The following is a 12,711-nucleotide window of genomic DNA, read 5'->3' as shown; positions in this document are numbered from 1 at the left end:
CGTTCGCACTTCTCAGCATTTATTCGCAAAAATCGATTTTTCGCAAACAAATCAAAAAAGCCCGGTGCGTTCACCGGGCTTCCTCGCATTAACTCTATTAAACGTTTCCATCGGTCTCTCTTTCAGGTGGATTATGCGCAGCCTTCTTCGAATACTCTTTCGCCGCTTCCATTTCGTCTTCGCCTTTGACGTCTTCGTAGTCAGTTGCGTCATTGTCTTTGTCGAAAGCTTGTTTTGTTTTATTGATTGCTTTATCGATTCCGGATTCGGTCGCGCCTAGTTGTTTTTCGGGCATGCGCCCTGCTGTACCTTTTCTAGCCAATTCAATTCGCCTCCTGTTTAAAATGAATTAATTATTGTTTACCCACAAGCGCGGATGATAATCCCGTTTACTAATATCTTCACGATTCGCCCTTACCACAATAAGCCCCCACCACAGCAGCCATCGCTTTCGCGCTGATCAACAAGCTCTTCTCGTCAATTTCAAATTTGGGGTGGTGGTGCGGATACCACTGCTTGCCCTCCGGTTTTGCACCGACATAAAAGAAGCAGCCCGGCTTTTCCTGCAGATAATAAGCAAAATCCTCGGACGGCGGCTGCGGCGCGGCTTCTGTGACGGCCTCCACTTCAGGAATAGCTGCCTGCAGGAGCGCTTCCCGGACTCGCTCCGTCGCTTCCGGATCGTTGTAAAGCACCGGATAGTCGTTCGCATACTCCAATGTGGTTTCCACGCCGAACGACGCATCGAGCCCTTTGGCAAACTGGCGCACTTCTTCTTCGACCAGCTCCCGGGACTCCACCGACATTGTCCGCACGTCGCCTTCCAAAGTGACGGCGTCTTTGATGACGTTAAATTGCCCTTTCCCATCAAACGAACCGATGGTGACAACTGCAGTATCAAATGGATTCATTCGGCGGCTGATGATGGTCTGGCAGTTCATGACAAATGAACTCGCCGCAACGATGGCGTCATTGGCCATATGCGGTGAAGAGCCGTGGCCGCCTTTTCCTTGGACAAGAAGTTTGAAGCGGGCTCGTCCGGTCTGTGTATTGCCGCTTCTGTAAAAGACGCAGCCGGTTTCCATTGTCGACATGACATGGATGCCAAAAACCGCATCCACTCCTTCAAGCACGCCTGCTTGAATCATGCCAATCGCGCCGCCAGGCGGCATTTCCTCAGCCGGCTGATGGATGACTTTCACGGTTCCTGCCAATTGGTCTTTCAGCTCTGCCAAAGTTTCTGCGAGAACGAGCATATAAGCCGTATGGCCGTCGTGGCCGCAGGCATGCATCACCCCTTCGTTTTTCGACGCAAACGGCAGATCCGTTTCCTCTTGGATTGGCAGCGCATCAAAATCGGCGCGGATGGCAATTGTTTTGCCAGGCTGGCTGCCTTTGATGGTTACAACAATGCCGCGGTGTCCGCCAACATTCGTTTCAACGGAATCCACCGGCACCTCTTCATAAAATTCTTCGATGTATGCAGCAGTTTCTTCCTCTTCAAAAGAAAGCTCCGGATGCTCATGGAGATGGCGGCGTATCTCAATGATGCGCTGTTCTTTCGCATCCAGTCTTTTCATTAATTCCGCAGTTAACATGTCGATCACTCCTTTCTCCAGCTCTACCCGTTCTTACCGAAATGAATGCAAATCTTTTTTATTTCGGTTGCAGGAATATTCTGGATAAGCAGCGAATCTTTTTAGGGCTACACCACAAAGGAAACGGGAGGAATAGACATGCCGGTAAATCCGAAAATCAAATTCTTTTTAGAGCAAATGAATACCATGCCTGTATCGTTTGAAAAGATTACTCCGGAGGTCATGCGCAGTTCAGAAAACTCCGCGTTGATGGCCATGCAGAAAGAGCCTGTCGAAAAAGTGAAAGACCGGACAATTCCGTTGACGGGGCGCGATATCCCGATTCGCATTTATACACCGACAGGCAATGCACCTTTCCCGGCACTTGTTTTTTACCACGGAGGCGGCTGGGTGCTCGGCAGCATCGAAAGCCACGACGCCATTTGCCGAGAACTCGCCAATTTGGCCTCGTGCGTGGTGGTATCCGTCGAATACCGCCTGGCCCCTGAACATAAATTTCCCGCTGCGGTGGAAGATGCCTACGAATCGCTCGAATGGATTGTCGCTTATGCGGACGAACTTGAAATCGATCCGGACCGGATTGCCGTCGGCGGCGACAGCGCGGGCGGAAACCTGGCAACGGTCACGTGTTTGATTGCCAAAGAACGCAGCGGCCCGCGCCTGGTCCATCAGCTCCTGCTGTATCCGTCAACAGGTTCGGCAGCTGGTACCCCGTCGATGCACGAAAACGGCGAAGGGTATTTGCTGACGAGCGACATGATGGGCTGGTTCCAAATGCATTATTTGAACAGCCCGGACGACCGGCACCATCCGTACTTGTCGCCGATCCTGTCCGATGAGCTAGAAGGCTTGCCCCCGGCGACCATCCTTACCGCCCAATACGATCCGCTCCGGGACATCGGAGCGGCCTATGCCGAAAAGCTGCGGGACCACGGCGTTGAAGTGTATTACAAAAACTACGAAGACCTGATTCACGGCTTTGCGAACTTTTCAAGCTTTGTTCCGGAAGCCCGGGCCGCCGTCGCTGAAGGCGCACAGGAACTGAAAAAAGCTTTTTCCTGATCAAATAAAAAACAAGCCGGAACTTCCCTCACAGGAAAGTCCGGCTTGTTTGATTTTATATTAAAGGAGCGGCTGCTTTGAAAATTTGTAAGAACCGGCGGCAACTGCAGCGACGCCCGCCAGAACCACGACAACAACCAAATACGCATTTTCTAAAGAATAATTTATGAGCAATACGGGCACTGTGATTGCAAAAAGAACGGTATAACAGTGCTTCACCCAACGAAAACGCATGCGGAAGCCGATTAGCGCCAGTGAACCGGTAGCGATGAACAACATCCACGTGGTAGCGATGCTTCCTGTGTCAATGCAGATTAGGATGCCGAGCAGCACCAAGCCCATTGAGCTTAGCACCACATCCGGATAACGCCGGAAGAACGGAACAAGCAGCAACGCGATCAACAAATTGCAGATCGCAGTTGGCAGATTTTGCAGAAAAAAGATGGAGCTGATGTCCACCAATGTAAAAGCAGCAACTAAAATGATCCCTGTACCGCCCGGCTTCACCCGCTTCCAAACAAACAAAAACAAGCCGAACCAGCCGACTGTCAATAAACCAAAAATCCACTCTGCCCCGTACCATAGTTCGGATAATCGATACAGCAAAAAGCCGCCCAAAATAGCCGCCGCATACAAAACAAATGCTTTCATGCCCCCATCTTCTTTCTCCAAAAGTCCGTACTAACTACTATCCTATTACTTCGATTTTCACATCTTGCGCGACAATTTCCACTTCAACCATGGGGCTGTCGAACAGCACATGAAGTTCAAAACGGTTTTCGTTCAAATAAATCTCGTTATACAGCCACCGAGCGCCGGAGAAATTTTCCGGAATCTCCGCTTTGGTGACGCCTGTGAAAGTCAACTGAATGTCCGTGAAGTAATGGAATCCCTTGCTGCAATCGAGCTTGATGATCAAGGTTTCTTCAGTTTCTTTATCAACCGAAATCACTGTGGCATCGTGAAGGCTTTGCTCCATCAACTGGACGGCGCCTGCCGGCAATTGATCTTTAATCGATTGGTAATGCTTGCTGTAATCTTCGTTGATTGTTTCAAGCCGCGCTTCGTGCTCCTGTTCCCATTGCTTCGCCATTTCACGCAACTCCTGCGGCGGAAAGCCGTGGCTGATGGTGCCATTATATATATAAGGATGGAAAGACTCCGGCAGGAATTTCAACAAGTCCTCCCGCATATTTTCCAGGTTTCGTCGGTAGTTTTCTTCGTAATCAATGCCTTCTTCTCTATAGGAAACAAGCTCTTCTTCCCATTCCTCTAACGATTCATGGTAAGCCAGATAACCGGACACCTGCATCTCGTCGTACCATTCTTTTGTAAAATACCTCATTGTGTTCCTCCTGTTTGTTCAATCAAGCAGTTTTTTCTCTATACAATAGTGTACCCCCTTCGGCACTTCGGTGGATAGTACAATTTTTAAATATGTGTTGATTATCCATAGATTGAACTTTATTTTAATTCAAAAAAATTAATCTTTATAAAAAGCACAGCCTGGAAATAATAAAATCCAGGCTGTGCTTTTTTGTTTCGATTTAGTTTGTTGGAACATCCTACTTCTGCTCATGAATAGTTCTTAATATGCTAAGAATTCCTCTTTTGTCGGATAAGACAATTGGGTGCCGCGCCCCTGCACTGCTTGAGCTGCGTATAAATTCGCTTTTTGAAGGGATTCTTCGATTACATACCCTTTTGTTAAGTAATGCGCGAAGCAGCCGATAAAAGAATCTCCGGCTCCTGTCGTGTCAATGGCATCCACTTTTTTCCCTTCGATTACGGTTTCTTTTTCTTCAGTCATCCAAAGAACGCCTTTGTCGCCCATTGTAACGATTAAATTCTTTACACCTTTTTGAATCAAAGAGGCTGCTGCCGCTTTAATTTCTCCAAGACTTCCCACCGGCATATCCGTCAGAATACCGAGCTCTGATTCATTCGGTGCAAAATAAGTACATTTTTTAACGTATTCCAAATCCAAAGCCGGATTCGCAGGTGCCGGGTTCAAGAGAACCGGAATGCCAAGTTCCGCACCCATATCAATTGCTTTGTAGACCGTTTCTAATGGAATCTCCAGCTGGAGGATGATCAATTTCGCTTCCTCAATCTGGTGACGATAATTTTCAACCGTTTCCGGGAGCAGCTCGCTATTGGCTCCTTGAATAATTAGAATACGATTTTTGGCATTCGGGTCTACGAAAATCGGTGCAACACCACTGGTTTTCGTACCGATTTCCACAGCATCCGTCCGAATGCCGTTCTTTTTAAAGTTTTCAATTGTGTTTTGGCCGAATAAATCGTTGCCGACTTTAGTGACCATCAAAACATCCGAGCCCAGACGGCCAGCCGCTACTGCCTGATTGGCTCCTTTGCCTCCGCAGCCCATTTCAAACTCGGGTGCTTCTAATGTTTCGCCTTCTTCGGGCATGCGTTCTAAATAGGTAATTAAGTCGACCATATTTGAGCCGATGACTGCAATATCCATTTTCTTAACTCCATTCCTGCTATTATTTGACGCCCGTACGAACCGTGAAGACTCTTCTTTCATTGGGTTCCAAATGAACCAAAGAACCGGCTTTTTCTGCTGCTGAATAGCCTTCGGGCAAAGAAGTGCCCGGCAAAGCAAACGCCGATACTTTTTGATCCGGATTGTTCAGCAGCCAACGTGTTGCATACGGAAAGTCAGTAGTGTCAAAGTGAATAAAAAACTTACTTTCCTCATTATACGCCATTTCAAATTCTGCCCGCTCTGTGTACTCGCCAAGATTTTTTGTAAAGAAACAAATTTCGGGATCATACATTTCTGGGTGATCGAGTGTTGAAATGATTTCTTTTGTTTCTTCCAACTTGGCCATATATGCCTTCCAGTCTTCGTTCGGTTTTACATGATCCGGGATCGATGTTCTTAAATAGAAAGCATCATTCGGAATATTTTCAGTCATGACGCCATTTTCAGCATATGCATAATTCATGTGGCACATGTATTGCAATGGCATTTTTTGATATTTAGAGAGATTCTGGACTTCCAATGAAATCTCAATAGTTGTCTCGTCTGCGGCTAAAGTGACAGACGGCTTCGCAAGATAGTGGTGTCCGAACCCTTTTACATACTCAAATTCACTGTGAATTGTAATGGACTGTTCATCGAATGTCAGGTAGCTTCTGTCCATATCCGAACATGGGAATTCACCATGCAGCGGATGGCTGTCTTCCGGCGCAGGGCATCCGTTCGCCAACAAACCCGAATGGAAAGCGAAGCAGCCATACGTATCCGTAATCTCTGTGCCTTTTTTCGGTTCATTGAACATATTCTCCATCGTCAGCGATTGGCCATTAAAGACGACATCCCAAATAATCTGCCCGTAATACGGAAGAATCGTCATATGCCCTTTGGAATTTGAAACCTTTAAGGCTTCAATACCGGATGGATATTTGAATGTCTCTACTTTAAAGTGTTCATTTTCCAGTACTGCTTTTTGGGTTGATGAAAAATCCTCTTTATTTAAAAAGTAAGTATACATTCTGTGAAACTCCTCCTATACGTTCTGATGGCGCAGTTGCCCGATTGAATAAACGACTACCACAGCAAAGCAAACAAATGCTACGATGAACGAAAATTGCAGAGAGCCGGAAATATCTGAAACAAGGCCTTGTATTAACGGGATAATAGCGCCGCCAATTATACTCATAACAATAATCGCACCTGCAGTTTCGGTATGGCGTTTGTCTTTGACAACGTCCAATGTTTTCGAATAGATGGTTGCCCAGCAAGGACCAAATAGTCCGCTCACAACAATCGCCATATAAACGGCTGACATATTTGGCACAAAAGTCACGTACAAGACTGCCAGAGAGCCAAGCACCGAGAAGCCAAGCAATACTTTAGTCGGCGACACTTTGCTCATGAATAAGTTGGCAATGAATTTACCAACGAAAAAGGCGATAAAGCTGTAAATCATAAAAGTGGAAGCATCACGTTCATTGATTGTCGGATTCAACTGCATGGCCAGACGAATCGTGAAGGACCAAACAGCCGTCTGCATCCCAACGTAGAAAAACTGCGTTACAATCCCTTTGATGAATTCTTTGTTGTTCGCTAAGTACTTAAGCGTTTCTGAGATTTTTGCATTTTCGATGGCTGATTTTGCCGGCTTACTTTTCGGGAATTCTGTAATTAAGAAGATGATCAAAGCAACTACTAAAATCATGACCAAGTATTTGTACGGCAATAATGTTTTTTGCAGCATTTCTGCCGCAAACACAGTTTGTTCTGCTGGCGTAAGTCCGCTCATCTGCTCTTCCAATGTCGGTCCGTTTCCAAATACCAAGTATTTCCCAAGGACAATTCCTAAAATGGAACCGAGGGGATAAAAAGTTTGGCTGATATTCAAACGTAATGTAGAGAAACGTTTTGGCCCAATGAGTGAGCTATATGTGTTTGCTGAAGTTTCAAGGAAGCTTAATCCAATTGCAATAGCAAATAGGGCCATTAAAAACACCGAATATGTAGCTACATGTGAAGCTGGGAAAAATAATGAACAACCAAGTATGTAACAGATAAGGCCAATCAAGATAGCTAATTTATATGAAGTTTTTTTGATGATTAGAGACGCGGGAATTGCTACCAGGAAATAACCGGCATAGAAAGCACTTTGGACAAACGCACTGGCAAAGTCACTTAATGTGAAAATATGCTTGAACTGCGTAATTAAAATATCGTTCAGACTGGCAGCCGCTCCCCATAGCGGGAACAAAATCGATAACAGGATAAATTGAAATATTGGTGTTTTATCCAAATACCCATCATCTAGCTGCTTCGAATTCATTTTAATTAAGTTTAAGGGATTGCCTTTATAGACCTTCTCTGATTTTGTTTCAATTGTGCTCATTACATTTCTCCTCCCAATTGTGAATGTAAGTTAAACTAACGCAATTCCGTTACTGGTCCCGATTCTTGTCGCCCCGGCCTCTACCATAGCGTCGAAATCTTCTTTTGTGCGAACGCCGCCGGAAGCTTTCACTTCTACGTTATCGCCTGTAGTTTCTGCCATCAGTTTGACGTCCTCAACAGTCGCACCGCCCGTTGAAAATCCAGTAGACGTTTTAATGAATTCCGCACCTGCATTTGTTACCAATTTTGAAACCGCTTTAATTTCATCTTTTGTTAAAAGGCTGGTTTCGATAATCACTTTTGTGAGAGCCTTGCCTTTTGCAGCATTTACAACTGCTTCAATGTCTTGTTGAACAAAATCCAAGTTGTTGTTTTTCAATTCGCCGATGTTGATGACCATGTCCACTTCTGTTGCACCATTATCGATTGCATTCTGTGTTTCAAAAACTTTAACAGCCGTCGTGCTCGCTCCGAGCGGAAAACCAATGACTGTGCAAACCTTTACATTTGTGCCTTTTAAAAGATTAGCGCACAACGGAACCCAATAAGGATTTACACACACTGAAGCAAAATCATGTTCTTTTGCTTCGGCTGCCAGCTTCTCCACCATTGGTTGAGTAGCGTCAGCTTTTAACAACGTATGATCGATCAATTTATTTTTTAACATTCTGATAGCTCCTTCTTTTTTGTATTGTATAAAAAAATAACACAAAAAAGCACAAATGTAAAACTGAATTTTTACATTTGTGCAAGCGCTTTAATATTCGATTAGTTTTAATGCTGTCATGCTGTCGGTAATCAAGACATTGGGAATGCGGTTAATGAGCGCCGTATGTATGCCTTTTATCTTCGAATCCCCTCCCGCAATCAAGATGCTGTTTTCCACTTTTGACAATTGTTCCAAATCAATGCCGAAAGTCCGGGAATTCAAATCTTCTAAACAAATACCTCCCTTTTCATCAATGAATCTTGAACAAATATCACATACCGCGTGTTCTTCCAAGTAAGCAAATTCATCATCTGCAATGTAATGCATCCGGTACAGCAGCGAATCTTTTGTTACAGTCCCTATGGTATAAAGAGCAATGTTGACTTCATTGATCTTCTCAAGGATTTTCTGCGTTTGTTTTTCCTTCAATAATGTATTTTTTGCGTACTCTGTTTCAAAAACTACAGGCAACGGAATGTATTGCCCTTTGGCATTGTACTTTTTCACAAATTGCGTCATGATTTCCTGATCATGCGTATCCGCTTGCACCAAATTCATGCCGCCTTTTAGCTGGACAATTTCGACTCCCTGCACTGCTTTCGGCTGAATTTCCTGCGATACGTGGTAAAGCGTTTCCCCCCAGCTTATGCCGATGCGGTCTTTGTCTTGAACGATGTTCTCCAAATAAGCCGCCACTTTTTTCCCCAACATGTTTCTCTCATTCGCGTCGGAACCTTGGAGGGGATTCGCATAAGCGATTTTCACTTCTCTTAACCCGTATTTTTCTTTCAAGCTTTCTTCCAATGAATTGATGGCATCCACCGGGCTTTCAATCGTAATCTGAATGTACTTTTTCTCTTTGGCGTATTTTAAAAGCTTGGAAACGGTCGGACGGGAAATGGAAAAAGTCTCAGCAATTTCCTGCTGCGTCTTATCAAATTCATAATACATCCTTGCCACTTCAATACTTAATAAATCCTTATCATTTAACAATGTCCAATCCCCTTTTCGTTAATCTTATATTAAGCAATCCAGTATTAACGAATTGCATTTTGTATTTTATTAAAAATAAATATGCCTTACAGTCTACTGTATAACTTTAACCAATAAATTCTACTTTTGCGACAATAAAGGATATACTATGTCCACTTCAAGCAACCCAAGTTTATTAGGAACGCTAATTCGTTATTAAAAGAAAACAAATTGCCTCTCCCTCTCCAAGAAACAGTATGCTACACTAAAGCTAAGTAAATAGTCATGCAGGAAAAAGGTGCTGATTCGTCAGCGTAACAGGGAATCCGGTGAAAATCCGGAGCTGTTTCCGCAACTGTAAGTGCGTATGAAACAAGGAATGCCACTGATCGATGAATGTCGATTGGGAAGGCCCTTGGAGTAAAATGATGCACAAGCCAGGAGACCTACCTTTTTCTGAACGTATTTTTGCTCTTCGGAAGATAAGGGGATCTACGGCAACTTTTTCTATTGGCAGCTTTTTGCGGTCTGATAATAGTCTTTGTGCCACCCTTACATTAGGGTGGCTTTTTTGTGTTCTGCTGAAAGCGATACGTCTGCTGATATTTACACAACCCAGGTCTTGGAGGTGAAATTGTGAAAAAAGATATCCGTTATGTTTGTTATCCGTTCATGCGAGAAAGTGCGTCAACCGTGGATTTTGAAATCCGGACCGATTCATTGACGACCCGGATTGGCCAAGCCATTGCTTTAACCAAAGATGTGCCGATGGTCTATGAGGACCTGCGATTCCTGCAGCCAATGGCGTACCATTTAAACGGTTCTGTCCGCGGAAAACTGGCGGTGACGGAAGATGATTTGGCGTTTTTGAGCGAAATGTACGACAAATACGTCGCTGAAGTGGAAGAAGAGATCAGCCATTTCGTCCTGCCGCAAGGAACACACGCCGCCACTGTCCTGCACGTATGCCGCAGCGAAGCGAAGAAGTCCGTCCGCGCCTTGCACAAGGTGAGCTTAGAACGCGACGTACCGGAGCATCTGATGGACTATTGCGGCCTGCTTGCCAACTTATTGTTTGCGATGGCCGTATACGTCAACAAACAGCACGGCATAGCGGAAATTCCATTCATCAGCAAATCCTATCCAACCAGACCTTCAAAGAAAAAGGAGACTACACCGTGAAAACCAAATCGATACTTTTACTCCCAACCATTCTTTTCGCTTCCCTGCTTGGCGCCTGCCAATCGGATGAAGCAGCAGACAAGACAGAAGCCGACAAAGCACCGGCTGAAGAAAAAGCAAGTGAAGCCTATACGGTCAAAGACGACCGCGGCCAGGAACTCACGTTTGAACAAGCGCCTGAAACAATCGTTTCCCTCATTCCAAGCAACACTGAAATTGTCTATGCCCTCGGCGAAGGCGACAAACTGATCGGCGCAACCGATTACGACAACTACCCGGAAGAAGCGAAGAAAGTCGAACGCGTCAGTGACTCGGTCGCCTTCAATGCTGAACGTATCCTAGAGATGAAGCCTGACGTCGTCCTCGCGTATTCTACGGGTGAAGTGGCACCTGAACTTGCCCAGTTGGAAGATGCCGATATTCCCGTGTTCGTGATTCAGTCCGCCACTTCGTTTGATGAAGTATACGGCGACATCGAACAAATCGCTTCGGTTCTTGCAGCGGAAGAAAAAGGCGAAGAATTGGTCAAAGACATCCAAACACAGATCCAGGATGTGCAGGACAAGTTAGCGGCAGTGGAAGAGAAAAAAGACGTGTATATGGAAATCAGCCCTTCTCCTGAAATTTACACAACCGGAAAATCGACGTTCCAGCAAGAAATCCTGAACCACGCTCAAGTGGAAAACGTTTTTGAAGATTTGGAAGGCTGGCCGAACATTTCCGAGGAAGAAGTCATTACACGCGATCCGGAAGTGATTTTGACGACCGTTTCTTATGTGGAAGACGCCATCGGTGACATCAAAGCCCGTGAAAGCTGGTCTACTGTCGAAGCCATTGAAGACGGCGATGTCTACTTCGTGGATTCAGACATCACCTCACGTCCCGGGCCGCGCATTGGCGAAGCCGTGCAATTGGTTGCAGAAACCGTTTATCCGGAACTGATGGAAAAATAACTTCTAAAAAAATGATTGATGAAAAGGCAATAGCTGAATCGCCCGTGGGCAATTTGGGTATTGCCTTTTCCAATAAATTTTTTCAATACCATACCCGTAAGCCATCTGCAACAATATCAGCTTGCCGGACTATAATTTTTGATTCGCCTCGCTAACCATGTTACGCTTCTTTTCGAACAAAATTAGAGGAGGAATTTTCATGACACCAAACACATACAAAGAAATCCATTTGATCAACCGACCGGAAGGCACACCTACAAATGAAGATTTTGCATTTGTCGACAAAGAAATCCCTTCACTCGAAACCGATGAACTGTTGTTAAAAACACTTTATCTGTCTGTTGACCCGTATATGCGCGGCCGCATGAAAGATGTTAAATCGTATATTGCTCCTTATCAATTGAACGAAGCCATCACGGGCGGTATCTTGGCTGAAGTCATCGACTCGAAATCCGAACGCTTCCAAAAAGGCGACATCGTGACCGCCAACCTTGCGTGGGCGGAGTATAACACGGCCAAAGCGGATGCCGTACAAAAAGTGGATCCGGCAATAGCGCCTATCACTACACGCCTCGGCATCCTCGGTCTGACCGGCTTGACCGCTTACTTCGGACTGCTGGATATCGGCCAACCGAAAGAAGGCGAAACCGTTGTGGTTTCTGGCGCAGCTGGAGCAGTCGGTTCCGTTGTGGGGCAGATTGCCAAACTGAAAGGCGCACGGGCAGTCGGCATCGCCGGTTCTGACGAGAAAGTGGATTACTTGATCAACGAACTTGGCTTCGATGCAGCGGTCAACTACAAAAAAGACAGCTTCAACGAAGACTTGAAGAACGCCTTGCCGGACGGCGTAGACGTTTACTTCGACAACGTCGGCGGCCCGGTCTCTGATGCCGTCATCTGGGAACTCAACAACAAAGCACGCGTCGTGCTGTGCGGCACCATCTCGTCCTACAACACACCGGGCGAAGACATCGGACCGCGCATCCAATGGAAGTTCATCACAACCAGCTCCATGATGAAAGGCTTCACACTTGGCGATTACGCGCACGACTTTAAAACCGGTTCTGTGGATCTTGCCAAATGGCTGCAGGAAGGAAAACTGAAATACGACGAAACCATCATTGAAGGCTTCGAAAAAACACCGGAAGCATTCTTCGGTTTATTCGAAGGCAGCAACCTCGGCAAACAGCTCGTAAAAGTCGCCGATCCGGAAATCGCGAAACTGTAATCAAATAAAATAATGAATAAAAAGGAAGCTGCACATTCTCAAGTGCAGCTTCCTTTCTCTATATCAAAAAAGAGGTGTCCCAGAAAACCGTCAAATCCGGTTTCCGGGAC

Annotated in this window: 13 protein-coding genes and 1 riboswitch; of the genes, 4 read left to right on the top strand and 9 right to left on the bottom strand. The window is 45.5% G+C overall.

Translation table 11 applies throughout. The annotated features are described in order from the left end of the window. Positions 1-97 precede the first annotated feature (97 nt). Positions 98-322, bottom strand: coding sequence for a hypothetical protein (locus BLQ32_RS07070; RefSeq protein WP_053166338.1), 225 nt, complete (start codon positions 320-322; stop codon positions 98-100). 79 nt (positions 323-401) lie between these two features. Then, positions 402-1,598 (bottom strand): M20 family metallopeptidase, encoded by a 1,197-nt coding sequence (locus BLQ32_RS07065; protein ID WP_074509697.1) that lies wholly within the window; start codon positions 1,596-1,598, stop codon positions 402-404. A gap of 138 nt (positions 1,599-1,736) precedes the next feature. Between BLQ32_RS07065 and BLQ32_RS07060 the strand changes: the two genes are divergently transcribed. Continuing rightward, complete coding sequence (locus BLQ32_RS07060; protein ID WP_074509696.1) at positions 1,737-2,660, top strand: alpha/beta hydrolase; 924 nt, start codon at positions 1,737-1,739, stop codon at positions 2,658-2,660. Between the two features lie 60 nt (positions 2,661-2,720). On the opposite strand, the gene BLQ32_RS07055 is transcribed toward BLQ32_RS07060, so the two are convergent. The 7 genes from BLQ32_RS07055 to BLQ32_RS07025 form a co-directional block, all read right to left on the bottom strand. Beyond that, a complete protein-coding gene (locus BLQ32_RS07055; RefSeq protein ID WP_074509694.1) occupies positions 2,721-3,311 on the bottom strand; it encodes a hypothetical protein in 591 nt (196 codons plus the stop codon). Between the two features lie 37 nt (positions 3,312-3,348). Further along, positions 3,349-4,005 carry a DUF4085 family protein gene (locus BLQ32_RS07050; RefSeq protein ID WP_074509693.1) on the bottom strand — a complete coding sequence of 219 codons (657 nt, stop codon included), beginning with the start codon at positions 4,003-4,005 and terminating at the stop codon, positions 3,349-3,351. A 243-nt stretch (positions 4,006-4,248) separates the two neighbouring features. Next, on the bottom strand, positions 4,249-5,151 hold the full coding sequence (gene rbsK / locus BLQ32_RS07045; protein WP_074509691.1) for a ribokinase: 903 nt from the start codon (positions 5,149-5,151) through the stop codon (positions 4,249-4,251). Between the two features lie 22 nt (positions 5,152-5,173). Beyond that, positions 5,174-6,187: an aldose 1-epimerase family protein gene (locus BLQ32_RS07040; RefSeq protein WP_074509689.1), complete on the bottom strand. Its 1,014-nt coding sequence runs from the start codon at positions 6,185-6,187 to the stop codon at positions 5,174-5,176. A gap of 15 nt (positions 6,188-6,202) precedes the next feature. After that, positions 6,203-7,555 (bottom strand): L-fucose:H+ symporter permease, encoded by a 1,353-nt coding sequence (fucP, locus tag BLQ32_RS07035; protein ID WP_074509687.1) that lies wholly within the window; start codon positions 7,553-7,555, stop codon positions 6,203-6,205. Positions 7,556-7,585: 30 nt separating this feature from the next. Beyond that, positions 7,586-8,224 carry a deoxyribose-phosphate aldolase gene (gene deoC / locus BLQ32_RS07030; RefSeq protein ID WP_074509685.1) on the bottom strand — a complete coding sequence of 213 codons (639 nt, stop codon included), beginning with the start codon at positions 8,222-8,224 and terminating at the stop codon, positions 7,586-7,588. 90 nt (positions 8,225-8,314) lie between these two features. Then, entirely contained in the window at positions 8,315-9,259 is a 945-nt protein-coding gene (locus BLQ32_RS07025; RefSeq protein ID WP_074509684.1) for a sugar-binding transcriptional regulator, read from the bottom strand. Between the two features lie 258 nt (positions 9,260-9,517). Continuing rightward, positions 9,518-9,706, top strand: a riboswitch (cobalamin riboswitch). 168 nt (positions 9,707-9,874) lie between these two features. Here BLQ32_RS07025 and BLQ32_RS07020 point away from each other — a divergent pair. The 3 genes from BLQ32_RS07020 to BLQ32_RS07010 all read left to right on the top strand — a co-directional run bounded on the left by BLQ32_RS07020 (position 9,875) and on the right by BLQ32_RS07010 (position 12,601). Then, positions 9,875-10,420, top strand: coding sequence for a hypothetical protein (locus BLQ32_RS07020; protein ID WP_074509682.1), 546 nt, complete (start codon positions 9,875-9,877; stop codon positions 10,418-10,420). Beyond that, positions 10,417-11,373, top strand: a complete 957-nt coding sequence (locus BLQ32_RS07015) for an ABC transporter substrate-binding protein (RefSeq protein ID WP_244890328.1) — start codon at positions 10,417-10,419, stop codon at positions 11,371-11,373. Before BLQ32_RS07020 ends, BLQ32_RS07015 begins: the two co-directional genes overlap by 4 nt. A 199-nt stretch (positions 11,374-11,572) precedes the next feature. Continuing rightward, complete coding sequence (locus BLQ32_RS07010) at positions 11,573-12,601, top strand: NADP-dependent oxidoreductase (protein WP_074509680.1); 1,029 nt, start codon at positions 11,573-11,575, stop codon at positions 12,599-12,601. Positions 12,602-12,711: the final 110 nt, after the last annotated feature.

Origin of the sequence: Planococcus glaciei (assembly GCF_900099655.1) — a bacterium.
GTDB lineage: Bacteria > Bacillota > Bacilli > Bacillales_A > Planococcaceae > Planococcus > Planococcus glaciei.
Note: the sequence above shows the minus strand (reverse complement) of the source record. Positions and strands in the feature narration are given on the sequence as shown.